At 66.2% G+C, this 23,189-nt stretch carries 19 protein-coding genes; 14 read left to right on the plus strand and 5 right to left on the minus strand.

Annotation, left to right across the window (positions count from 1 at the left end; genetic code table 11):
- Positions 1–218: 218 nt before the first annotated feature.
- Positions 219–2,906 carry an aconitate hydratase AcnA gene (gene acnA, locus U1H82_RS01090; protein WP_322963079.1) on the minus strand — a complete coding sequence of 896 codons (2,688 nt, stop codon included), beginning with the start codon at positions 2,904–2,906 and terminating at the stop codon, positions 219–221.
- 364 nt (positions 2,907–3,270) lie between these two features.
- Here acnA and U1H82_RS01095 point away from each other — a divergent pair, with 364 nt between their 5' ends.
- The 6 genes from U1H82_RS01095 (at position 3,271) to U1H82_RS01120 (ending at position 5,972) form a co-directional block, all read left to right on the plus strand.
- A complete protein-coding gene (locus tag U1H82_RS01095; RefSeq protein ID WP_322963080.1) occupies positions 3,271–3,471 on the plus strand; it encodes a hypothetical protein in 201 nt (66 codons plus the stop codon).
- Between the two features lie 139 nt (positions 3,472–3,610).
- Complete coding sequence (locus tag U1H82_RS01100) at positions 3,611–4,159, plus strand: helix-turn-helix domain-containing protein (RefSeq protein WP_322963081.1); 549 nt, start codon at positions 3,611–3,613, stop codon at positions 4,157–4,159.
- Between the two features lie 43 nt (positions 4,160–4,202).
- Positions 4,203–4,556, plus strand: coding sequence for a hypothetical protein (locus tag U1H82_RS01105; RefSeq protein WP_322963082.1), 354 nt, complete (start codon positions 4,203–4,205; stop codon positions 4,554–4,556).
- A gap of 52 nt (positions 4,557–4,608) precedes the next feature.
- Positions 4,609–5,067: a hypothetical protein gene (locus U1H82_RS01110; protein ID WP_322963083.1), complete on the plus strand. Its 459-nt coding sequence runs from the start codon at positions 4,609–4,611 to the stop codon at positions 5,065–5,067.
- The gene (locus U1H82_RS01115) at positions 5,064–5,522 is read left to right on the plus strand and encodes a hypothetical protein (RefSeq protein ID WP_322963084.1); all 459 of its coding nucleotides are present in this window, start codon (positions 5,064–5,066) and stop codon (positions 5,520–5,522) included. The genes U1H82_RS01110 and U1H82_RS01115 overlap by 4 nt, the downstream gene beginning before the upstream one ends.
- Before the next feature lie 87 nt (positions 5,523–5,609).
- Positions 5,610–5,972 carry a phasin family protein gene (locus U1H82_RS01120; protein ID WP_322963085.1) on the plus strand — a complete coding sequence of 121 codons (363 nt, stop codon included), beginning with the start codon at positions 5,610–5,612 and terminating at the stop codon, positions 5,970–5,972.
- Between the two features lie 46 nt (positions 5,973–6,018).
- On the opposite strand, the gene U1H82_RS01125 is transcribed toward U1H82_RS01120, so the two are convergent.
- From U1H82_RS01125 to U1H82_RS01135, 3 genes are read right to left on the minus strand one after another with little or no spacing between them, the layout of a single operon-like run.
- Positions 6,019–7,599 (minus strand): efflux transporter outer membrane subunit, encoded by a 1,581-nt coding sequence (locus tag U1H82_RS01125; protein WP_322963086.1) that lies wholly within the window; start codon positions 7,597–7,599, stop codon positions 6,019–6,021.
- A complete protein-coding gene (locus U1H82_RS01130; protein ID WP_322963087.1) occupies positions 7,599–10,826 on the minus strand; it encodes an efflux RND transporter permease subunit in 3,228 nt (1,075 codons plus the stop codon). Before U1H82_RS01130 ends, U1H82_RS01125 begins: the two co-directional genes overlap by 1 nt.
- Before the next feature lie 7 nt (positions 10,827–10,833).
- On the minus strand, positions 10,834–12,015 hold the full coding sequence (locus tag U1H82_RS01135; protein WP_375339492.1) for an efflux RND transporter periplasmic adaptor subunit: 1,182 nt from the start codon (positions 12,013–12,015) through the stop codon (positions 10,834–10,836).
- 268 nt (positions 12,016–12,283) lie between these two features.
- Here U1H82_RS01135 and rpiA point away from each other — a divergent pair, with 268 nt between their 5' ends.
- The 7 genes from rpiA to U1H82_RS01170 all read left to right on the plus strand — a co-directional run bounded on the left by rpiA (position 12,284) and on the right by U1H82_RS01170 (position 19,366).
- Positions 12,284–12,955: a ribose-5-phosphate isomerase RpiA gene (rpiA, locus tag U1H82_RS01140; protein WP_322963089.1), complete on the plus strand. Its 672-nt coding sequence runs from the start codon at positions 12,284–12,286 to the stop codon at positions 12,953–12,955.
- A 74-nt stretch (positions 12,956–13,029) separates the two neighbouring features.
- The gene (gene tkt / locus U1H82_RS01145; protein ID WP_322963090.1) at positions 13,030–15,117 is read left to right on the plus strand and encodes a transketolase; all 2,088 of its coding nucleotides are present in this window, start codon (positions 13,030–13,032) and stop codon (positions 15,115–15,117) included.
- Entirely contained in the window at positions 15,117–16,241 is a 1,125-nt protein-coding gene (gene tal / locus U1H82_RS01150) for a transaldolase (protein ID WP_322963091.1), read from the plus strand. Before tkt ends, tal begins: the two co-directional genes overlap by 1 nt.
- Before the next feature lie 74 nt (positions 16,242–16,315).
- Complete coding sequence (gene gnd, locus U1H82_RS01155) at positions 16,316–17,299, plus strand: phosphogluconate dehydrogenase (NAD(+)-dependent, decarboxylating) (protein WP_322963092.1); 984 nt, start codon at positions 16,316–16,318, stop codon at positions 17,297–17,299.
- On the plus strand, positions 17,296–18,117 hold the full coding sequence (locus tag U1H82_RS01160) for a Cof-type HAD-IIB family hydrolase (protein WP_322963093.1): 822 nt from the start codon (positions 17,296–17,298) through the stop codon (positions 18,115–18,117). Before gnd ends, U1H82_RS01160 begins: the two co-directional genes overlap by 4 nt.
- The gene (locus tag U1H82_RS01165) at positions 18,114–18,860 is read left to right on the plus strand and encodes an HAD-IIB family hydrolase (protein ID WP_322963094.1); all 747 of its coding nucleotides are present in this window, start codon (positions 18,114–18,116) and stop codon (positions 18,858–18,860) included. The genes U1H82_RS01160 and U1H82_RS01165 overlap by 4 nt, the downstream gene beginning before the upstream one ends.
- A 53-nt stretch (positions 18,861–18,913) precedes the next feature.
- Complete coding sequence (locus U1H82_RS01170) at positions 18,914–19,366, plus strand: heme oxygenase-like domain-containing protein (protein ID WP_322963095.1); 453 nt, start codon at positions 18,914–18,916, stop codon at positions 19,364–19,366.
- 179 nt (positions 19,367–19,545) lie between these two features.
- Here the strand turns inward: U1H82_RS01170 and U1H82_RS01175 are convergent, their stop codons facing one another.
- A complete protein-coding gene (locus U1H82_RS01175; protein WP_322963096.1) occupies positions 19,546–21,708 on the minus strand; it encodes a histidine kinase dimerization/phosphoacceptor domain -containing protein in 2,163 nt (720 codons plus the stop codon).
- Positions 21,709–21,887: 179 nt separating this feature from the next.
- On the opposite strand from U1H82_RS01175, the gene U1H82_RS01180 reads away from it, so the two are divergent.
- Positions 21,888–23,054 carry an acyl-CoA dehydrogenase family protein gene (locus U1H82_RS01180; RefSeq protein WP_322963097.1) on the plus strand — a complete coding sequence of 389 codons (1,167 nt, stop codon included), beginning with the start codon at positions 21,888–21,890 and terminating at the stop codon, positions 23,052–23,054.
- Positions 23,055–23,189: the final 135 nt, after the last annotated feature.

The raw sequence follows: 23,189 nt of genomic DNA on the forward strand, positions 1-23,189 counted from the left end.
TTATAGCGATGGGCTGATGCCCCTCCACCACTCGCTATCGCGAGCGGTCCCCCTCCCCAAGCGAGCTTGGGGAGGATTTTGGTCGATGGAATTCCTCCCCAAGCTCGCTTGGGGAGGGGGACCGCCCGGCGCAGCCGGGTGGTGGAGGGGGAAGACCCACCAATAAAAAGGCCCGCCCGGATCGCTCCGAGCGGGCCTTTTCGCATCCCGGTAGCGGTTTACGCCGCCAGGTTGCGCAGCACGTACTGCAGGATGCCGCCGTTCAGGAAATATTCCAGCTCGTTGACGGTATCGATGCGGCACTTGGTCAGGAAGGTCTCGGTCGAGCCGTCCTTGCGGGCCAGGATCACCTCGACATCCTGACGCGGACGAAGGTTCGCCACACCCTGGATGGTGAAGGTCTCGCTGCCGTCCAGCTTCAGCGTCTCGCGGGTCACGCCCTCGGCGAACTGAAGCGGCAGGACGCCCATGCCGACCAGGTTCGAACGGTGGATACGCTCGAAGCTCTCGGTGATGACCGCGCGCACGCCGAGCAGGTTGGTGCCCTTCGCCGCCCAGTCGCGCGACGAGCCGGTGCCATATTCCTTGCCCGCGACGATGACGAGCGGCGTGCCGTCGGCCTTGTGACGCATCGCGGCGTCATAGATCGGCATCACTTCGCCTTCATACTTGGTCATGCCGCCTTCGACGCCGGGCACCATCTCGTTCTTGATGCGGATATTGGCGAAGGTGCCGCGCATCATCACGTCGTGGTTGCCGCGACGCGCGCCATAGGAGTTGAAGTCCTTCTTGGCGACCTGATGCTCCTGCAGGAAGATGCCTGCCGGGCTGTCGGCCTTGATCGAACCGGCCGGGCTGATGTGGTCGGTGGTGATCGAGTCGCCCAGGATGGCGAGCGGCTTGGCCTCGATGATGTCGGTGACGGGCTTCGGCGTCATCTCCATGCCCTCGAAATAGGGCGGGTTGGCGACATAGGTCGACGCGGCGGGCCAGGCATAGGTGTCCGAGCCGGTCACTTCGATCGCCGACCACTTGGCATCGCCCGCATAGACATTGCCGTAGCGCGAACGGAACATCTCGTCGTCGATGTTCGCATCCATCAGCGAACGAACTTCCTCGTTCGAGGGCCAGATGTCCTTCAGATACACGTCCTGGCCGTCCTTGCCCTGGCCGATCGGCGTTTCACGCATGTCCTGCGTGACGGTGCCCTTCAGCGCATAGGCGACGACCAGCGGCGGCGAGGCGAGGAAGTTGGCGCGCACGTCGGGCGAGACGCGGCCCTCGAAGTTGCGGTTGCCCGACAACACGCTCGCGGCGACGATGTCGTTGCCGTTGATCGCCTTCGAGATCGGCTCGGCGAGCGGACCCGAATTGCCGATGCAGGTGGTGCAGCCATAGCCGACCAGGTTGAAACCGATCGCGTCGAGATCGGCGGTCAGGCCCGCCTTGTCGAGATAATCGGTCACGACCTGCGAACCCGGCGCCAGCGAGGTCTTGACCCAGGGCTTGGGCTTCAGGCCCAGCGCGTTCGCCTTGCGGGCGACCAGGCCGGCGGCGACCAGCACGCTCGGGTTCGAGGTGTTGGTGCAGCTGGTGATCGCGGCGATCACGACGTCGCCGTCGCCGATGTCATGGCCACGATCGTCGACCGCGACGCGGGCAGGGGCATCCTTCTTGTACACCTTGGCGAGGTCGGCGTTGAACACGTCGTCGACTTCGGTGAGGACGACCTTGTCCTGCGGACGCTTGGGCCCGGCCAGCGACGGCACGACCGTCGACATGTCGAGTTCCAGCGTGTCGGTGAAGACGGGGTCGGCGGCATCGTCATGACGCCAGAAGCCGTTCGCCTTGGCATAGGCCTCGACCAGCGCGACATTCTCGTCCGACCGCGCGGTCAGGCGCATATAGTCGAGCGTCTTGTCGTCGATCGGGAAGAAGCCGCAGGTCGCGCCATATTCGGGCGCCATGTTGGCGATCGTCGCACGGTCGGCGAGCGTCATCGACGACAGGCCGGGGCCGTAGAACTCGACGAAACGGCCGACCACGCCCTTGGCGCGCAGCATCTGGGTGATGGTCAGCACCAGATCGGTGGCGGTGATGCCTTCCTGGAGCTTGCCGGTCAGCTTGAAGCCGACGACTTCGGGGATCAGCATCGACACGGGCTGGCCCAGCATCGCGGCTTCCGCCTCGATCCCGCCGACGCCCCAGCCGAGCACGCCCAGGCCGTTGATCATCGTGGTGTGGCTGTCGGTGCCGACCAGCGTGTCCGGGTAGGCGATGGTGGCTGCGCCCTTGGCGTGCTCGCCGCTCTCGGTCGAGGACCAGATGGCCTGGCCGATATATTCCAGATTCACCTGGTGGCAGATGCCGGTGCCCGGCGGCACGACCGAGAAATTGTCGAGCGCCTTGGAGCCCCACTTCAGGAACTCATAGCGTTCCATGTTGCGCTGATATTCGAGGTCGACATTATCTTCGAAGGCCTTGGGCGTGCCGAACTCGTCGACCATGACCGAGTGGTCGATGACGAGGTGGACGGGAACCTGCGGATTGATCTTGGCCGCATCGCCGCCCAGCTTGGTGATCGCGTCGCGCATCGCGGCGAGGTCGACCACGCACGGCACGCCGGTGAAGTCCTGCATCAGCACGCGGGCCGGGCGATACTGGATTTCGCGATCCGAGCGCTGGGTCTTCTGCCAGTCGACGATCGCCTGGATGTCCTCGCGCGTGACGGTCTTGCCGTCCTCGAAGCGCAGCAGATTCTCCAGCAGCACCTTCATCGAGAAGGGCAGACGGCTGATGTCGCCGAGCTGCTCGGAAGCCTTGGCGAGGCTGTAATAATCATAGCTCTTGCCGTCGACGTCGAGGGTCGAGCGGGTGTTCAGGCTGTCCTGGCCTATCGCAGTCATGGGCGTCCCTTCATGGTCGAGCCGGGCACGCCCAGTGGGACACGGCAGCATGCAGCCGCGAGCAGGCGCGCCGGGGAAATCTCCGGTTGACGCGAGGGGCCTTAGCAAGGGGTTGCCCGACAGGGAAGGGTGTCGAGGGGCGAAACGGAGGATGTTCGGGATGCGTTCGACACACCACCTGTCCCCGGCGGCCCCGGTATGGAATTTTTTGGGACGGGCCGCTTACCGCACGCGTGGAAAAACCGTGGAACAGCCATGGTCGATAGCGGGTTCAGACGGTCATGGATGGAATTCGGACAATGTGCGGCCATACGGATTCTCGATCGGCCATCGGCGGCGCCCTTACCCTTGGGCGGGGGCGGCCGTGACGGACCGCAATGCGCAGAAAGGCGGCCGCCGTCCCGATGCGATCGTCGCGGTCGGCCTGTTGACCCAGCGCGACCTGGACGTGCTGGGATCGGGCTTTCGGCGATCTTTTCCGGTCAGTGAGGACGCCGCATTCGACGATCTGTTACAGGCGCTCGACTCGATCGAGGCCATTCACGTGCCGCATCGGCGCGATTGATCGTTTCGGTCGATTAACCTTGTTTCTTAATAACTCATCGCCCCCGGTTTGGAGCGGGAACGACTTGGCGAGGGCCCACCGACCCGGCTAGGGCAGTCGACATGGCTGGACGGATTATCCGGCGCGACCGGAAAACGAGATGACGCCCGAACGCTTCGCCCTTCTTACCCGCCGTCACCGCGAATGCCTTCGCGGGGTCAAGGCGCTCAAGGGCTCCAAGGAAATCGCCACCGAACTCGGCTTGGGAAAGTCGACCGTCGACAGCTATCTGGCGGAGGCGGTGCGGCTGCTCGGCGCCCGCAATCGGCGCGACGCGGCCATGGCGCTGGCCGAACATGAGGCTCAGGAAAACAGCCAAGCCGCTGAAGATAAAGGGGAAGTGACCCCGCATAAAATCATACCTGATTCTACGGGGCTGGTTCCCGAGCCGCCGCCCATGCCACTTCCGATGGCACCGGATGGGAGTACGGTCGGTGGGGCGGTGCAGGACGGCCATGTCCACGCATCGCCCCGCTTGTCACTTCCGGTCCGGCGGCAAGGGCAAACTCGCAACGACATGAGCATGGCCGAAAGGCTGCTCTGGGTCCCCACCATCGCCGTCGCGCTCGCCATCGGCTTCGGCATGCTGGCGACGGGACTCGATGTGATGACCCGTGTGATCGGACGCTTGTCGCACCTTGCCAGTTGACCATTCTCCATGCCGCCGGGGGCGCATGGATCAGTTCAGGGGCATGGCAATGACGACGGAACATGAAGCAGCTCTTCAGGTCACCCAGCTTCTGTGGAAGCTCGAGAATGAACTCGATACGGCCTTCTCGACGGCGGGCGAACTGGCCATGGCGCTGCCCCGTGCACGGGCCGAGGCGCGGCTGTCGGCGGTGGTCGGGCAGCATGCCTTCGAGATGCTGGGCCAGGCGATGATGGCGATCGGCCAGGCGCGCGGCCATGCCGTGCAGAGCCACCGCATCCTCGAAAAGGTCGGTCAGACGATCGGCTTCGACGCCGACAGCTATGGCGACAATCATCCCAAGCCGCCGGAGGTGACTGGCGCGATCACGGCCACGCCGCTGCGCGTGGCGGCCTGATCGGGGGCGGGTGCGGCGTGTCTTACTGGATTTCCAAGCTGCGAGGCACGCCGTGACGCATATCTATGTCTTCAACGTCGTTCAGGGGCTGATCTGCCTCTACGCGCTGACCATGGGCGGTTGGCCGGAGCGTTGCGGCGCGATGCTGCTGCTTGCGGCGACCGGCGCGACCCTGCTGCTGGCGTTTGAGCCGTCGACCAATTTTCGGACGACGGACATTCGCGAAGTCGCGATCGATGTCGTGCTGATGGGCGGTCTGATCACCATCGCCATGCTGGCGAACCGCTTTTGGCCGCTCTGGTTGGCGGCGTTCCATCTTCTGGGCATTGGTATCCATGGTGTCCGGGGGCTCGATGCAAGCCTCATGCCGTGGATGTACGGCATGGCGGAGGGCAAGATCGCCTATCCGATGCTCAGCATATTGGGAATTGGTGTCCTGCGTCACCAGATACGGGTCGCCCGTTATGGTCGCGATCCCGACTGGACCTTCTCTTGGCGGGATATAGGATGAACTGCGACCTTCGCCTGCTGCACTGGCCCGCCGAGGATCGCGCCAGCTTCGCGCATTTCTCGACCGTCATGGCGGATGTGCAGGCGCGTATCCATGCCATTTCGGGCGAGGCGGGCGGCGTGCCCGTACCACGCCCGCCGCGGGTGCCGACGCCCCAGGAATGCGCCGCGATGATCCTGCGGCATCGCCGCGACATGCGCGTGATCGCGGGCGCGGACGGCGACATGTTCGGCGACCCCGCCTGGGAGATCGCACTCGCCGTCTTCATCGCCGAGGGGCCGTGCAGCGATGACGCCGTGCTGGACGCGGCGGGCCTGTCGCCGACCGGCATGGTCGGTGCGCGCTGGATCGGGTTGCTGCTCGCACGCGACTGGGTGGCGCGGGATGCCGGTGGATATCTGCATGCGACCGACAAGATGGCCAGGATGCTGACCGGCTATTTCAGCCAGCTGTGATCCCGGCCGTCACGGCAGAGGGCCGTGCAACTCCCCGGACGCTCAAGGGTTTCCATTGGAACGGGCAAAGGACAGGAGATCAAGGATATGGCCGAGGATATCGGAAACGGCGGCGGTGCGGGTGCGATCGGCGGCGATATGGGCGCTGGCGCCTTTGCCGACCGGATGAAGGGCGCGGGTGAGGCGATGCAGGCCTCGGGCCAGAAGATGGCCGAGGGCGGATCGGCCGTGACCCTCAAGATGCTGGATCAGGCCGAAACCAACGCGCGTGAGGCCTTTGCCGCGATGCGCGCCGCCGCATCGGCCAGCGACCTGTCGGACGTGATGCGCATCCAGACCGAATTCCTGCGCGATCAGGGCAACCGCTCGATGTCGCAGGCACGCGAGATCGGCGAGCTGATCGTCCAGTTCGGCCGCGATGCGGTCGGCGTGGCACGCGGCCAGAAATAACCGTCTTGGGTTCCGCCCGGCGTTCCACGTCGCCGGGCGGACCTGCTCACTGGCCCGTGCTCAGCGGTACGGGACCATTTGGCGTCGCCTCCAGCAGCGAGTCGCCGCCCAGCACCCGGTACAGCGTGACCCGGTTGGTCGCGCCGGTCAGCTCGGTCGCGATCAGCGTGCGCTGCGCCGAATAGAGCGAGCGCTGCGCATCCAGCGTGTTCAGGAACGGGGTGATCCCGCCGCGATAGCTGGCCTCGGTCAGGCGATAGGTGTCGGTGGCGGCATTCAGGAAGCGCCGGTTCGCGCCCAGCTGATCCGCGATCGTGCCCTGCCGCGCCAGCGCATTGGCGGTTTCCTGGAACGCGGTCTGGATCGTCTTTTCATAGGTCGCCAGCGCCGCGTCGCGCTGCGCCTGCGAATATTGGACGCCCGCAATGCCTGCCCCCGCCTGGAAGATCGGATAGCTGACCGCAGGCGCGACCGAATAGTTGAAGCTGCCGCCCGAGAAGAGCGAGGACAGGGCCGTGCTGGCAAAGCCGACCAGCCCGGTCAGCGAAATGCGCGGGAACAGCGCCGCGCGCGCCGCGCCGATCTGGCCATTGGCGGCGCGAAGCAGATATTCGGCCTGCACCACGTCCGGCCGCCGCAGCAGGATGCCCGAGTCGAGCCCCGCGGGCAGGGTGGCGATAGTGGGCGCGGCTTCCTCGATCGAGCGGGGGAGCAGCGCGGTATCGATGGGGGCGCCGACCAGCAGTTGCAGGGCGTTGATATCCTGCGCGACGGCGGTCTTCTGTTGCGCCAGGTCGGCCTGTGCGGTCGCCAGCACCTGTTCGGCCTGACGCAGATCGGTGCGTGGCGCGATGCCGCCCTGCAGCCGGGCGCGGGTCAGCGTGACGCTGCGTTCGGCATTGGCGGCGGTCTGCTGGGCGATGGTCAGCAGGCTCTGGTCCGCGCCGTAGTTCAGCCATGCCTCGGCGATGTCACCGACCAGCGTCAGCCGGGTCGCCCGCGCGGCGGCCTCGGTCGCGAAATAGCGGTCGAGCGCGGCGCCGGTCAGCGAGCGGATACGACCGAACAGGTCGAGTTCGAACGCGGTCGTGCCCAGATTGACCGACCAGGCGCTGCCATTGCCGCCCGCGCCGGTGACGATCGAGCCGCCGGTGCCGGTTCCGCCGGTGCCCGTGCCACCCGTCCCGGTTCCACCGGTGCCTGTGCCTGTGCCAGTCCCCGTGCCGCCAGTGCCCGTTCCCGTGCCCCCGCCGATGGCCTGGCTGCCCGCGCCGCCCGATCCGCGATCGGTATAGCTGTAGCGGCCGGTCGCATCGATCTGTGGCAACAGGCTGGCCCGCTGGATGCGGTATTGTGCGCGGGTGGAGGTGATATTGGCCGCCGCGACGCGCAGGTCGCGGTTGTTGGCCAGCGCCTGCACGATCAGCTGCTGCAACCGCGTATCGCGGAAGATGTCGCTGTAGCGCACTGTGGGCAGCGCCGCCTCCGACTGGCGGAGATAGGCATCGCCGACCGGCCACGAGGGCGGCACCGGCGTCGCAGGCCGCTCATATTTCGGGGTCATCGAACAGGCGGACAGCGCGGTCGCACCCAGCAGCAGGGCGGGGAAGGGGGACAGGATACGCATCAGGCCTTCTCCGCTCCGCCTTCGGGGGCCGGGCGATGCCCCGCGCCATGCTCGCTCATCGGCTTGCCCCGCAACCGCGCCAGGCCGTTGCGCACCGACCGGCGGACCAGCACGAAGAACAGCGGGATGTAGAAGATCGCCAGGACGGTCGCGGTCAGCATGCCGCCGATGACGGCGGTGCCGATCGCGATGCGGCTGTTCGCGCCCGCACCGGTCGAGATGGCGAGCGGCAACACGCCGAAGATGAAGGCGAAGCTGGTCATCAGGATCGGGCGCAGACGGATCTTGGCGGCCTCCAGCGCGGCGTCGATGACGCGCTTGCCCTGTTTCTCCGCCTGTTCGGCGAACTCGATCATCAGGATCGCGTTCTTCGCCGCCAGACCCATGGTCGTCAGCAGACCGATCTGGAGATAGACGTCGTTGGTCAGCCCGCGCAGCGTGACGAAGGCGACCGCGCCGATCAGGCCCAGCGGAATGACCAGCAGCACCGCGAACGGGATCGACCAGCTTTCATACAGCGCGGCCAGGCACAGGAAGACGACCAGGATCGACAGGCCGTAGAGGATCGGCGCCTGCCCGCCCGACAGCCGTTCCTGATAGGACAGGCCCGCCCAGGCGATCGAGGTGCCGGGGATTTGCGCCGCCAACTCGGTCATCCGCTGCATCGCGTCGCCCGAGCTATAGCCCGGTGCGGCCGATCCCTGGAATTCATAGGACGGGATGCCGTTGAACCGCGACAAGGTGGTCGGCGCGACGCCCCAGCTGATCGTCGAGAAGGAGGAGTAGGGCGCCATCTGCCCGGTCGACCCGCGTACGAACCACTTCTTCAAATCCTCCGGTTCGCCGCGATATGGTGCATCGCCCTGGACATAGACGCGCTTCACGCGACCGCGATCGATGAAGTCGTTGACATATTGCCCGCCCCAGGCGGTCGACAGGGTCGAGTTGACCTGTTGCTGGGTCAGGCCCAGTGCCGACAGCTTCTGCTGGTCCAGGTCGACGCGCAGCGTGGCGATATCGGGCAGTTCGGACAGACGGACCGAGGCGAGCATGGGGTCGGCATTGGCCTTGGCCAGCAATTCGTCGCGCACCGCCTCGAACTTGTCCAGCGGCATGCCGGAGATGTTCTGCAGCTCCATGGTGAAGCCGTCCGACTGGCCCAGGCCGCGAATGGCGGGCGGCACCAGCGCGAAGACCTGCGCGTCGCGAAGGCCACGGAAGGCGGCGGAGGCGCGGCGGGTGATCGCGTCGGCGCTGTTTTCCTTGCCCTTGCGATCCTTCCAGTCGACGAAGTTGATGAAGCCCTGGCCGGTATTCTGGCCGCTGGTGCCGCCACCGCCGCCACCGGCGACCGAGAACAGGACCTGGACGTTCTTGCCTTCATGCTGGGCGAAATATTGCTCGACCTGACGCTGGACCTCCATCGTCCGGCCCTGCGTCGCGCCGGCGGGCAGGCGGAACTGGATGATCGCCGAACCCTGATCCTCGGTCGGCAGGAAGCCTGTCGGCAGGCGCAGGAACAGGATCGCCAGCAGGGCGACGACGCCGACATAGATCAGCAGGAACAGCCATTTGCGATCGACGACGGTGCGCACGGCGGAGGTGTATTTCTCGACCGTCCATTCGAAGCGGCGGTTGAACCCGTCCTTTGCGCGTTGCAGCCCATGCGCGACACGCGGGAATTTGCGGTCGAGCCAGGCGCCCTCCTCCTGCTCCTTGGCCTTCTGCTTCAACAGGGTGGCGGTGAGCGCGGGTGAGAGGATGATCGCCACCGCGACCGACAGGATCATCGCCGAGACGATGGTGATCGAGAACTGGCGATATATGACGCCGGTCGATCCGCCGAAGAACGCCATCGGCAGGAACACCGCCGACAGGACCAGCGCGATCGCGATCAGCGCGACGCTGATCTCGTTCATCGACTCGATCGTCGCCTCGCGCGGGGTCATGTCGGGATTTTCCTCGAGCAGACGCTCGACATTCTCCACGACCACGATCGCGTCGTCGACCAGCAGGCCGATCGCCAGCACCAATCCGAACAGCGTCAGGGTGTTGATCGAGAACCCCGCCAGATAGAAGATGGCGAAGGTGCCGAGCAGCACGACCGGCACCGCGATCGTCGGGATCAGCGTCGCGCGCCAGCTTTGCAGGAAGACGAACATGACGATGACGACGAGGATGATCGCCTCGATCAGCGTCTTGACCACCTCGTCGATCGACAGCTTGATGAAGGCGGTGGTATCGTTGGCATAGGCGACCTTGAGGCCGGGCGGGAAGGTCTTCGCCACGCGGTTGACCTCCGCCTTGACCAGCTCGGCGGTCTTCAGCGCGTCGGCGCCCGGCGCCATCAGGACGGCGATACCGGCACCGGGATGCTGGTTGATCCGGCTGACCGCGGCATAGCTTTCCGCGCCCAGCTCGATCCGCGCCACGTCGGACAGGTGGACGGTCGCGCCGCTGTTCAGCGTCTTGACGATGATCTCGCGGAACTGTTCGGGCGTCTGGAGCCGCGACATCGAGGTGACGGTCGCGTTCAGCATCTGGGTCTGGGGCGAGGGCGTGCCGCCGACTTCACCGGCCGCGACCTCGGTATTCTGGTTCTGGATCGCGGTGACGATGTCGGAGGGCATCAGCTGATAGGAGGTCAGCTTCTCCGGGTTCAGCCAGATGCGCATCGCATATTGCGAGCCGAAGACGTTGGTATCGCCCACGCCCTGGATACGGCCCAGCGGGTCCTGGAGGTTGGAGACGAGGTAATCGGCGACGTCCTGGTTCGTCATCCGGTTCGTCTCGTCATAGACGCCCGCGATCAACAGGAAGTCGGGGTTTGATTTGCGGACGACTAGCCCCTGCTGCTGCACCTGCTGCGGCAGGCGCGCGACCGATTGCTGGACCTGGTTCTGGACCTGCACCTGCGCGATGTCGGGGTTGGTGCCCTTGGCGAAGGTGGCGGTGATCGTCACCTGGCCGCGGCTGGACGAGGACGACTGGAAATAGAGGAGCCCGTCGATGCCGGTCAGCTGCTGTTCGATGACCTGCGTGACCGAGTTCTGCAGCGTCTGCGCCGAGGCGCCGGGGAAGGTGGCGCGGATCGACACCTGGGGCGGTGCGACGTCCGGATATTGCGCGATGGGCAGGCCCATGATCGCACCGATGCCTGCCAGCATGACGATGATGGCAAGGACCCAGGCGAAGATGGGACGATCGATGAAGACGCGGCTGAGCATGGTCCGGTCAGCCCGCCTTGCCCTTGGCGCCCTGCATCTTCTTCATCTGTTCGGGTGAGGGGGGCTGGACCTTTTGCGGGCTGTCGGCGGGCACCGCACGCACGCTCTGGCCGGGGCGCAGATTGTTCAGCCCCTGGGTCACGATGCGGTCGCCGGGCTTCAGCCCTTCGGTCACCACCCAGAAGGCACCTTGGGTGCGAACGGCCTTGACCGTCTTTTCCTGCACCTTGTCGTTCGGGCCGACGATGAACAGCGTCGCATTGCCCTTGGGATCGCGCGAGATCGCCTGTTGCGGGACCAGGAAGGCGCTGGTGTCGATCGCCTGCGCAAAGCGGGCGCGGACGAACATGCCGGGCAGCAGCAGCCCCTGCGGATTGGGGAAGCGCGCGCGCAGCGTGACCGTGCCGGTCTGCGGGTCGACCACCGCCTCGGCGAATTCCACCGTGCCGGTCTGGCCGTAATCGGTGCCGTCCTCCAGCCGCAGCGTGACGCGGGCACTGGCGGGGATCAGTCCGTCGCGCGCCGCGAGGCTACGGCGCAGCGACAGCAGGTCGGTCGCCGATTGCTGGATATCGACGAATATCGGGTCGAGCCGCTGGATCTGCGCCAGCGGATCGGCCTGTCCCGCACTGACCAGCGCGCCGACGGTGAACAGCGAGCGGCCGATGCGCCCGGTGATGGGCGCGGGAACGGTGGTGAATTGCAGGTTGACGCGCGCCGTCTCCAGTGCGGCGCGGGTCTGCGCCACTTGCGCGGCGGCCTGGCGCGCGCTGGCCTGTGCGTTGGTGTAATCCTGCTTCGAGATCGCCTCGATCTGCGCCAGCGGGCGATAGCGTTCGGCGAGCGTGCGCGTCGCCTCGGCATTGGCCTGTGCGCTTTGCAGATTGGCGGCGGCCTGGTTGGCGGCGGCGCGATAGAGGCGGGGATCGATTTCGTAGAGCGGCTGGCCACGCTTGACGAGGCCGCCCTCGGTGAACAGGCGGCGGCGGATGATGCCGGTCACCTGCGGCCGCACGTCGGAGCTTTCAAAGGCGCTGGTCCGCGCGGCCAGTTCGGTCACGATCGGCGCGTCGGTCGGCTGGACGGTGACGAAGCCCACGGTCGGCGTCTGCTGTTGACCGCCATGCCCCTTGGCCGCGCCGCCCTTGTCGCCACCGCATCCCGACAGGGTCGCAAGGGCCAGCGCCATGGCCGTACCGGCGAGCACGTTGCGCCCGCGAAAGCCTGGAAAGTTCAATTCGTTCACCTGCCTGAGATGCCAGCCGCGCATCCGGCCCGCGCGACAATGCCCGAGCCGAACGAAACGTTGCCGTTCGCCAACAAATTGCACGATGCACCTTCGATAAGGCAAGTGATGATGGCCTATTAAGCCGCGCTTAATTGTCGCAAATTGTCGCGTTGCGGCAAAAGTCGGAAGGCGGGGAGCCTTTAGCGTTCCGATGCATTCTCCAAGGGAAATGAGTAATCGGGACGCCGACAAACGCCTCGCCGCCGCTGCTGCGGTGGAGGAGATTTGCGACAATATGCTGGTGGGGCTGGGGACCGGCTCCACGGCGGCCCATGCCATCGCCGCGCTCGCCGCCAGGCGCCTGACGATCGATGCGGTGGCCACCTCGCAGGCAAGTGCGGACCTGGCGCGTTCGCTGGGCATCCGGGTGCGCGATTTCGCCGGGGTGGCACGCGTCGACCTGGCGATCGACGGGGCGGATGCGGTCGATGCCGATCTGCGCGCGGTGAAGGGGGCGGGCGGGGCCATGCTGCGCGAGAAGATCGTCGCCGCCTCCGCCGACCGGATGATCGTGATCGCCGACGGGTCGAAACGGGTGGAGCGGCTGGCCGGTGCCAAGCTGCCGGTCGAGATACTGCCTTTCGCGCAAGCGTTCGTGACGGAGCAGCTATCGGACCTGTTCGAGAATCTGGTCGAGCGGCCGGACTATCGCACCGACAACGGCAATATCGTGATCGACGGCCATGGCTGGAGCGATGACGACCCGCAAAGCCTGGCCGACAGGCTGATGGCGATTCCCGGCATCGTCGGGCACGGACTGTTCCTGTCCGAGATCGACGCGGCCTATATTGCCGATAACGGGGTCGTTACCCGGCTGGAACGGGGGCGTCAGCCGCGCTAAGGCCGCCGATGCATGGCAACCAGAGCGAGCGCGGATGCGTTCGATCGCACATTGTAAGGATAAGGCCAGAATCCATGACCGATGCCACGACCCACGCCGCCCCCGACACCCATCTGCATGAAGATGGCTCGATCGAGCGCCTGACCATCGACACCATCCGCACCCTGTCGATGGACGCGGTGCAGCAGGCCAATTCGGGCCACCCCGGCACCCCCATGGCGCTGGCCCCGGTCGGTCACACCATCTGGTCGAAATTCCTGCGCTACGACCCGGCACATGCCGATTGGCCCAATCGCGACCGCTTCGTGCTGTCGGTCGGCCACGCCTCGATGCTGCTCTATTCGCTGATCCACCTGGCAGGGATCGAAGAGATCGACGCGGACGGCAAGAAGTCGGGCAAGCCCGCACTGAGCCTGGAGGATTTGAAGGGTTTCCGTCAGCTCAACTCCAAGACGCCGGGCCACCCCGAATATCGCCACACCACCGGCGTCGAGACGACGACCGGCCCGCTGGGTGCCGGTTGCGGCAACTCGGTCGGCATGGCGATCGCCGAGCGCTGGCTGGCCGCGCATTTCAACCGCGAGGGTTTCCCGATCTTCGACCATGACGTGTATGTCGTGTGCGGCGATGGCGACATGATGGAGGGCGTCGCGTCGGAAGCCGCCTCGACCGCCGGTCATCTGAAGCTGTCGAACCTGTGCTGGATCTACGACTCGAACCACATTTCGATCGAGGGCGGCACCGACATCGCATTCGACGAGGATGTGGGCAAGCGGTTCGAGGCCTATGGCTGGAACGTGCTGCATGTCGACGACGCCAATGACGTCGCCGCGCTGACCGCCGCGCTGGATAATTTCAAGGCGACCACCGACAAGCCGACCTTCATCGTCGTCAAGTCGGTCATCGGCTATGGTAGCCCCAAGGCGGGCAGCGAAAAGGCGCATGGCGAGCCGCTGGGCGAGGACGCGATCCGCGCGACCAAGAAGGCCTATGGCTGGCCCGAGGACGCGAAGTTCCTGGTGCCGGACGGCGTGTGCGAGGCGTTCCGCAGTGCGATCGAGACGCGCGGCAAGCCGCTGCGCGACGAGTGGGTCGCGATGGTCGAGAAGTATCGCGCCGAATATCCGGACCTCGCCGCCCAGCTCGACGCGATGCTGTCTGACACGCTTCCGCAAGGCTGGGACGCCGACATTCCGGTGTTCGAGGCGGATGCCAAGGGCGTTGCCAGCCGCGATTCGGGTGGCAAGGTGCAGAATGCCATCGCCGCCAAGGTGCCGTGGCTGATCGGTGGTTCGGCCGACCTCGCGCCCTCGACCAAGACGCTGATCAAGGATGGCGGTTCGTTCCAGGCGGGCAGCTATGAAGGCCGCAACATGCACTTCGGCGTGCGTGAGCATTCGATGGGCGCGATCGTCGACGGCATGGCGCTGTCGCACCTGCGCTCCTACGGCGCGACCTTCCTGGTCTTCTCCGACTATATGCGGGCGCCGATCCGCCTCGCCGCGATCATGGAGCTGGGCGCGGTGTTCGTCTTCACGCACGACTCGATCGGCGTGGGCGAGGACGGTCCGACCCACCAGCCGATCGAGCATCTGGCGACGCTGCGTGCGATCCCCGGCCTCGACACCATCCGCCCCGGCGATGCGAATGAAGTCGCCGAGGCATGGCGCTGTGCCGCGGAGTCGGCCAGCCACCCGACCGCGCTGATCTTCTCGCGTCAGGCTTTGCCGACGCTGGACCGCAGCAAATATGCACCGGCTTCGGGCGTGAAGAAGGGCGGCTATGTCCTTGCGGATTGCGACGGCACACCCGACATCATCCTCATCGCAACGGGGTCGGAACTGTCGCTGGTGACGGACGCCTATGAGACGTTGAAGGCCGATGGCATCAAGGCGCGCGTCGTCTCGCTGCCCAGCTGGTATCGCTTCGAGCTGCAGGACGCCGCGTATAAGGAAAGCGTGCTGCCGAAGGGCGTGACCAAGCGTCTGGCGGTCGAGCAGGCCGGGTCGATCGGCTGGGACCGCTATGTCGGGTTCGATGGCCGCACGATCACCATGTCGACCTTCGGCGCCTCGGCGCCGCTCGCCAAGTTGCAGGACAAGTTCGGCTTCACCCACGACAATGTCGTGAAGGTGGCCCGCGAAATGCTGGAGACCAAGTGATGAGCAAGCTGTCGGAACTGGGCGCCAAGGGCTGCGCCCCCTGGCTCGATTTCGTCGATCGCAAGTTCCTGGAGGCGAAGGGCCTGGAAAAGCTCGTCGCCGAGGACGGGTTGACCGGCGTCACCTCCAACCCGTCGATCTTCGAAAAGGCGATGGGGCATGGCGACGCCTATGACGGCACGCTGGCGGCGTTCGACAAGGAAAACCCCGGCGCGGCGACCATCGACCGTTACGAGCATCTGGCGATCCAGGACATCAAGGCGGCGGCGGAAACGCTCAAGCCCGTCTATGACCGTCTCGACGCCAAGGACGGCTATGTCAGCCTGGAAGTGTCGCCCTATATCGCGGACGACACCGACGCGACCATCGCCGAGGCCGAGAAGCTGTGGCACGCGGTCGATCGCCCGAACCTGATGATCAAGATTCCGGGCACCGACGCGGGCGCACCGGCGATCTCGGCGACCATCGCCAAGGGGATCAACGTCAACGTCACGCTGCTCTTCTCGCAAGCCGCCTATATCAAGGTGGCCGAGGCCTATGCGGCCGGGCTGGAAGAGCGGGTCAAGGCCGGGCAGCCGATCGACCGGATCGCCAGCGTCGCCAGCTTCTTCATCAGCCGCATCGACTCGGCGATCGACAAGACGATCGACGAGCGTGTCGCGGCCGGTGACGCGGAGGCGGACGCGCTGAAGGCCGTGCGTGGCAAGGTCGCCATCGCCAACGCCAAGATGGCGTATCAGTGGTATCTGGACTTCCTGAAGTCCGACCGCTGGCAGGCGCTGGCCGCCAAGGGTGCGCAGTCGCAGCGCCTGCTCTGGGCATCGACGGGCACCAAGGACCCGTCCTTCCCCGACACGCTCTATATCGACACGCTGATCGGGCCGGACACGGTCAACACCATGCCGCCCAAGACCATGGACGCCTTCCGCGACCATGGCACGGTGGCCGAGACGCTGACCGCCGATATCGACGAAGCCAAGCATGTTCTGGCCGAGGCCGAGCGGCTGGGCCTGGACCTGGACGGCGTGACGGACACGCTGGTCGCCGAGGGGGTCGCCTCCTTCGTCAAGGCGTTTGACGATCTGCTCGGCGCGATCGGGCAGAAGCAGCCCGCCAAGGCCTGATCCGACAGGCCCCCTCCCCAAAGCGGGGAGGGGGCCTTTCTCTTTCCCCTGACCAAAAACAAATGGAGTTCCGCATGAAGATCGGTCTGGTCGGCCTTGGCCGCATGGGTGGCAATATCGCACGCCGCCTGATGAATGCCGGGCATCAGGTGGTGGCCTGGGATCGCAGCGACGAGGCGGTGCAGACGCTCGCCAAGGACGGCGCGGAGGCGGCCACGGGTCTTGAGGACATGGCGGCCAAGCTGGCCGACAAGGCGATCTGGTGGGTCATGCTGCCCGCCGGTGCCCCGACCGAAGACACGATCACCGAGATTGCGGCGCTCGCCAAGGACGGCGATGTCGTCATCGACGGCGGCAACAGCTTCTACAAGGACGATATCCGCCGCGCCAAGATGCTGGCCGAAAAGGGTATCCACTATGTCGATGTCGGCACCTCGGGCGGGGTCTGGGGCCTGGAGCGCGGCTATTGCATGATGATCGGCGGCGATGACGAAACCATTGCCCATCTCGACCCGATCTTCGACGCGCTGGCACCGGGCCTGGGCACCATCGTCCGCACGCCGGGCCGTATCGCCGACAAGGTCGATCAGCGCGCCGAGAAGGGCTATATCCATGCCGGTCCCGCCGGTGCGGGCCACTTCGTCAAGATGATCCATAACGGCATCGAATATGGCCTGATGCAGGCCTATGCCGAGGGCTTCGACATTCTGAAGTCGAAGAACAGCGACAAGCTGCCCGAGGACGAACGCTTCGACCTGAACCTGACCGACATCGCCGAGGTGTGGCGGCGCGGCAGCGTGATCTCGTCCTGGCTGCTTGACCTGACCGCGATCGCGCTGGCCAAGGACGAGATGCTGGAGCAATTCTCCGGCCATGTCGCGGACTCGGGCGAGGGTCAGTGGACGATCGACGCGGCGATGGAGGAGAAGGTCCCGGCCAACGTCCTGACTGCCTCGCTCTTCGCGCGCTATCGCAGCCGTATCGAGCATACGTACGGCGACAAGGTGCTGTCGGCGATGCGCTTCGGCTTTGGCGGCCACACCGAAATCCCGCAATGAGTCGGCCGATCCGGCTCGTCGTATCGGATGTCGACGGCACGCTCGTCGACCCCGACAAGAAACTGCGCGCCGCCACCATCGCCGCCGTCAAGCGGCTGGAGGCGGCGGGCGTCGGCTTCACCATCATCAGCGCCCGGCCGCGTTCGGGGCTGGGCTGGCTGGCCGAGGAACTGGCGATCGACGCGCCGATCGGGGCGTTCAACGGCGGCACCGTGTTCCGCCGCGACGGCTCGGTCGATGCGCAGTTCCGCGTGCCGGTTGACGTGGTGAACGATGTGCTGGCGATGGCGGCGGAGAATCCGGTCGCGATCTGGGTCTTCGCCGACGATCGCTGGTACGCCAGCAGCGGCGAGGGCACCCATGTCGATCATGAGCGCAAGGCGTCGGCTCAGGAGCCTGTCATCACGCAGGACTTTGCCGCGCTGGTCGATAAGGTCGACAAGATCACCCTGGTCAGCGACGATGCCGAGCTGCTGCGTAGTCTTCACGACAAGGCGAACGCCACGCATGGCGAACAGGCGACGATTGCCCAGTCGCAGACCTATTATCTCGACGTGACCGCGTTGAAAGCGAACAAGGGCGACGGCGTGGCGACGCTCGCCAAGGCGTTCGGCGTGTCGCTGGAGGAAGTGGCGGTGCTGGGCGACCAGGCCAACGACCTTCCCATGTTGGCACGCGCAGGGCTGCCGATCGTGATGGCGAATGCGCCAGAGGCTGTTAGGGAACAGATATCGGTACACACCCGTTCCAACGCGGACGATGGCGTGGCCTATGCCATCGATACCCTTATCATGCCCAGAATCGGAGTGCCTTCATGAAGCAACTGGTTGCGTTCGACCTCGACGGTACGCTGGCCGAAAGCAAACAGCCCCTGGGCGAGCCGATGGGGGAGGCGCTGGCCGACCTGCTCGACGTCGCGCATGTCGCGGTGATCTCGGGCGGCGACTGGCCGCAGTTCGACAAGCAGGTCGCCAGCCGCCTGCCGGAGCGTGCCGACCGCACCAAGCTGTGGCTGATGCCGACCACCGGCACCAAGCTCTACACCTATAAGGACGGTAGCTGGAGCCCGGTCTATGCCGAGCTGTTCGACGATGCGACCAAGGCCAAGATCCTTGAGGCGTTCGACGCCTCGCTGGAGGCGACCGGCTTCGTGCCCGAGCAGACCTGGGGCGAGCGGATCGAGGATCGCGGCAGCCAGATCACCTTCTCCGCGCTCGGCCAGCAGGCGCCGATCGACGCCAAGGAACACTGGGACCCGAAGTTCGAGAAGCGCAAGGTCATCCAGGCCGATCTGAAGCAGCGCCTGCCGGGCCTGTCGATCAACATGGGTGGCGCGACCTCGATCGACATCACGCGTGAGGGCGTCGACAAGGCCTATGGCCTGAAGAAGTTGCGCGACGCGAGCGGCATCCCGCTCGACGCGATGATGTTCATCGGCGATGCGATCTTTCCGGGCGGCAACGACTATCCCGCCAAGGAACTGGGGCTCGACACGGTGCGCGTGCGCGATCCGGAAGAAACGCTGGCGGTGATCGCAGGAATCGTCGCCTGCCTGAAATAAGCGACAGCGCGTCCGCCGCCCTGCGGGCCCGCACGGCGGCGGCGCATGAGGCGGTGGACGCCGCTTATGGTGCCTATCGGTTGGACGATCGGGAGAGCTATACGGCCTTCCTGATGGCCCATGCCCGTGCGCTGCCTGTGGTCGAGGACTGGCTGGCGGCACATGAGGTCGGCTTTCCATGGCGGTCGCGCCGGGAAGCGCTGGCGGCGGACCTTGCGGCGTTGGGGCGGGACATGCCCGCGCCTTTACCCTTCGACCTCACCGATGACGACGCAGCGCGTTGGGGCGCGCTCTATGTCACCGAGGGATCGCGGCTGGGCGGCGTGATGCTGGCCCGGCAGGTCGGGGAGGGGCTACCACGAGCCTATCTGGAGTCCGGTTTCGGACCCGGTGAGTGGCGCGACTTTCGCCATGCTCTGGATGCGGCGGCTGGGGATGATGCCTGGGTCGACCGCGCCGTCGCAGCGGCGGATGCGGTCTTCGCACTGTACGGCCGGGCGGCATAATCCTACCATCCGTTCGGCCGCGCTACCCTCACCCTTCCGGCGCTTCGCGCCTCCCTCCCTCTCCCAATGGGAGAGGGAAGGGGCCCGCCCGCGGGAGCGGGTGGGAAGGGTGAGGGCATTCGAGACATTCCCTCGGCCTACGCCTTCGCTCAGGCTGAACGGGGAGCGGGTTCCCTACCTCAATCCGCGATCGGCGCGATCACGATCGCCCGCAGGCCTGGCCGGTTGTCATCATATTCGATCGAGCCCGACAGGCGCTGCATCATCGCCGCCATCATCCGGCTGCCGAAGCCACGCCCGTCGCCCGGCGCGTCGCCATCCACGGCCCGGCCACGGCCCTCGTCCGCGACGATCAGGCGCAGACGGTTGCCATATTGCTCCAGCGTGATCGTCACCGGGCCGACCGCGCCGTCATAGGCGTATTTGGTGGCGTTGATGATCAGCTCGGTCGTGACCAGCCCCAGATTGATCGCACGGTCGGTCGGCATCAGGACCGGTGCCAGGTCGAGCCGCATCCTCGTCGACCATTCGCGACCCAGCGACTGTTTCATGTCGCCGACCAAATCCTCCAGATAGCGGGCAAGATCGACCGTCTGAATCTGGTCGTCGCGGTAGAGGCGGCGATGGACCAGCGCCACGGCGGACAGCCGGGCCTGCGCCTCGGTCAGCTGTTCGCGCACGCGGGCGTCGCCCGCCGCCTTGGCCTGAAGCGCCAGGAAGGAGGACACCAGCTGAAGGCTGTTCTGGACCCGGTGGTCCACCTCCTTCATCAGCACGTCCTTCTGGATCAGCAGCGCTTCCTTGTCATCCAGCGTGCGCTGCAACGCTGTGTTCAGCCCGCGCAGCCGGTGGTTCTGCGACGCGTCATGCAATGCGCGGCGCAGGCGATGGCCCGATTCCACCTCTTCCAGCGTCCAGCGGCGCGACCGGCCGCGCACCGTCTCGCCCCAGCTTTCGAAGGACGCACGCGGGGTCAGCGCCTCATCGGGGGACAGCGCGACCGACTTGTGCGGGTTGCCCGCCCATTCGACTTCCTCGACCTGCTCGGGGCGGAACCAGAGGAGGGTCACGCCGCCATCGACCAGCGGCAGCGCCATGACCCCGGCGGCGCTGGCGGCCAGCGATTTCGCCTCGGGCATCAGGGTGGCCAGTTCATGGGTGGCGACCAGCTCGCCGCCGCTGCGCGCGGTCGCCCATTGCGCGATGTCGAGGATCGCGAGCGGGGGCGGGCAGATGCCGTGAACGTGCACCTTGCCCTTTTCGACGACGGCAAAGCCGCTGGCGCCCATCATCGCCGCCATTTCGGGCATCAGGCGGCGGACGGCGGGGACGATATCGCCCAGGCCGATGATCCGCGGCAGGATGCTGTCCTCGGCCGCGCGCAGCCGCAGCCGCTCGCGATAGATTTCGGCCTCTTCCTTCGCGCGGATCTGGCGCGCCAGCCCGCTGGCGAGCGCAGCGGCGGCGGCGCGCAGGTCCGGCGACAGGCGACGCGAGCTGTAATGGTGGCAGGCGATCATGCCCCACAGCACCCCGTCCTTGACGATCGAGATCGAGGCGGAGGCCGCCACCCCCATATTCTTCAGATAGCGGATATGGATGGGCGAGACGCTGCGCAGCGCCACGTCGCTGAGGTCGACCGTCTCGAACCCGGCGGGGCGCAAGGGCGCGGGGACATAGTCGATATCAGGAATACTGCGCGTCCGGTTGCGGACATAGAGCGCGCGTGCCTGCTTCGGAATGTCGGAGGCGGGGAAGTGATGGTTGAGAAAGGAGTGCAGCTCGGGCGTCCGCGCCTCGGCCACGACGCGGCCCGAATCCTCGTCGAGGAACCGGTACAGCATGACCCGGTCGAACCCGGTCAGCAGGCGAAAGGTGGTTGCGGCCCGCTCGCACAGCATGGCGAGGTCGCCGGTCCGCTCGAAACTGGTCGCGGCGGCGTCCAGCCAGCCGAGCGGACTGCCCGCGCCCCAGGGCGTGTCGGCGGCGCCTGCCTCCATCTCGATCAGCACGATGTCGCCCGCGATGCGGTGCGCGGTGACGGTGAAGCATTCGGTAAGCCCCTGGATCGGCGCGGCCGCCGCGGCCGAGCCCAGGCCGATCGGCATGGCCCGCACCATCTCCGCCACCTGCTCGCCCGCGAGCGTCGACAGCGGCTGGCCCAGCCATTCGGGGGCGAGGCGCTCCTCGATCGGCCCGGCACCCGCGACGATGGTCAGGGTCGTGGCATCCACCACCAGCAACAGCCCATGCGGCTGGATCGCGCCGGGGATGTGGATCGGCTCCCGGTCGCAAGCCGTAATATCCTGGCTTGGGTCGGTCGCGACGGAGCGGGTGGCCATCAGGGTCGGAATTCCTCTCTGCCCGCCACATGCCGGGTTTTACGCATCGTTGCAAATGTTTGGCGTGGCCAATCGATCCGCTTTGGCAAAGCCGGTCGGTGCTGGAACGAAGATTGCGCGTTTGGGTAATATCCGGTTAAAGCAGCGCAACGGACTCAAAGAGCCGCCCTGGAGAGGACATGATCGACGATTTCGATTTCGCGCTGGGTGAAAGTGCGGACATGATCCGCGAAGCGACCCGCCGCTTCGCCACCGATCGCATCGCGCCGCTGGCCGCGCGGATGGACGCGGAGGACTGGTTCCCGCGCGACATCTGGCCCGAAATGGGCGCGCTGGGCCTGCATGGCATTACGGTCGACGAGGGCGATGGCGGTCTGGGTCTGGGCTATCTGGAGCATGTCGTCGCGATCGAGGAAGTGTCGCGCGCCTCGGCCTCGCTGGGCCTGTCTTACGGCGCGCACTCCAATCTGTGCGTCAACCAGATCCGCCGCTGGGGCTCGGCCGAGCAGAAGGCGAAATATCTCCCCGGCCTGATCTCGGGCGAGCATGTCGGCAGCCTCGCCATGTCGGAGGTGTCGGCGGGCTCCGATGTCGTCTCGATGAAGCTGCGCGCGGCCCAGGTCGAGGGCGGCTGGGTGCTGAACGGCACCAAATTCTGGATCACCAACGCACCCTATGCCGACACTTTGGTCGTCTATGCCAAGACGGGCGAGGGGAGTCGCGGGATCACCGCTTTCCTGATCGAGAAGGACATGGGCGGTTTCGCCATTGGCCAGAAGATCGACAAAATGGGCATGCGCGGCAGCCCGACCGCCGAGCTGGTCTTCAACGACTGTTTCGTCGGCGACGCGCAGGTGATGGGGCCAGTGAACGGCGGCGTCGGCGTGCTGATGAGCGGGCTGGACTATGAGCGCGCGGTGCTCGCGGGTATCCAGCTTGGCATCATGCAGGCGTGCCTCGATGTGGTGGTTCCCTATGTCCGCGAGCGCCGCCAGTTCGGCCGCGCGATCGGCGAGTTCCAGCTGATCCAGGCCAAGATCGCCGACATGTATGTCGCGCTCAATTCGGCGCGGGCCTATGTCTACGCCGTGGCGCGGAGTTGCGACGCCGGGCGGACGACCCGGTTCGACGCGGCGGGCGCGATCCTGCTCGCCAGCGAGAATGCGGTGAAGGTGGCGATGGAGGCGATTCAGGCGCTGGGCGGGGCTGGTTATACCAAGGACTGGCCGGTCGAACGCTTCGCGCGCGATGCCAAGTTGTTGGATATCGGTGCGGGCACCAATGAAATCCGCCGGATGCTGATCGGTCGCGAATTGATCGGCAAGCTCGAAAAGGTGGCGCAATGAACCCGATCCAAATCCTCCCCATCTCCGATGGGGAGGGGGACCGCCGCGAAGCGGTGGTGGAGGGGCGAGGGGCGGGGGGGGCCCCCCCCGAGGGCCGGGGGCCCCCCCCCCACCCCCCCCGGGGGGGGGGTGTAT

The organism is Sphingomonas fuzhouensis (assembly GCF_034659795.1).
Taxonomy (GTDB): Bacteria; Pseudomonadota; Alphaproteobacteria; order Sphingomonadales; family Sphingomonadaceae; genus Sphingomonas; species Sphingomonas fuzhouensis.

Excerpts from the sequence above, each read along its gene's own strand:
- gnd (WP_322963092.1), top strand. The coding sequence starts at position 16,316 with ATGAAGATCGGTCTGGTCGGCCTTGGCCGCATGGGTGGCAATATCGCA.
- U1H82_RS01180 (WP_322963097.1), top strand. The coding sequence starts at position 21,888 with ATGATCGACGATTTCGATTTCGCGCTGGGTGAAAGTGCGGACATGATC.
- acnA (WP_322963079.1), bottom strand. The coding sequence starts at position 2,906 with ATGACTGCGATAGGCCAGGACAGCCTGAACACCCGCTCGACCCTCGAC.
- tal (WP_322963091.1), top strand. The coding sequence starts at position 15,117 with ATGAGCAAGCTGTCGGAACTGGGCGCCAAGGGCTGCGCCCCCTGGCTC.
- U1H82_RS01130 (WP_322963087.1), bottom strand. The coding sequence starts at position 10,826 with ATGCTCAGCCGCGTCTTCATCGATCGTCCCATCTTCGCCTGGGTCCTT.
- U1H82_RS01120 (WP_322963085.1), top strand. The coding sequence starts at position 5,610 with ATGGCCGAGGATATCGGAAACGGCGGCGGTGCGGGTGCGATCGGCGGC.
- U1H82_RS01105 (WP_322963082.1), top strand. The coding sequence starts at position 4,203 with ATGGCAATGACGACGGAACATGAAGCAGCTCTTCAGGTCACCCAGCTT.
- U1H82_RS01135 (WP_375339492.1), bottom strand. The coding sequence starts at position 12,015 with ATGGCGCTGGCCCTTGCGACCCTGTCGGGATGCGGTGGCGACAAGGGC.
- U1H82_RS01175 (WP_322963096.1), bottom strand. The coding sequence starts at position 21,708 with ATGGCCACCCGCTCCGTCGCGACCGACCCAAGCCAGGATATTACGGCT.
- U1H82_RS01165 (WP_322963094.1), top strand. The coding sequence starts at position 18,114 with ATGAAGCAACTGGTTGCGTTCGACCTCGACGGTACGCTGGCCGAAAGC.
- U1H82_RS01115 (WP_322963084.1), top strand. The coding sequence starts at position 5,064 with ATGAACTGCGACCTTCGCCTGCTGCACTGGCCCGCCGAGGATCGCGCC.
- rpiA (WP_322963089.1), top strand. The coding sequence starts at position 12,284 with ATGAGTAATCGGGACGCCGACAAACGCCTCGCCGCCGCTGCTGCGGTG.
- U1H82_RS01125 (WP_322963086.1), bottom strand. The coding sequence starts at position 7,599 with ATGCGTATCCTGTCCCCCTTCCCCGCCCTGCTGCTGGGTGCGACCGCG.
- U1H82_RS01100 (WP_322963081.1), top strand. The coding sequence starts at position 3,611 with ATGACGCCCGAACGCTTCGCCCTTCTTACCCGCCGTCACCGCGAATGC.
- U1H82_RS01160 (WP_322963093.1), top strand. The coding sequence starts at position 17,296 with ATGAGTCGGCCGATCCGGCTCGTCGTATCGGATGTCGACGGCACGCTC.
- tkt (WP_322963090.1), top strand. The coding sequence starts at position 13,030 with ATGACCGATGCCACGACCCACGCCGCCCCCGACACCCATCTGCATGAA.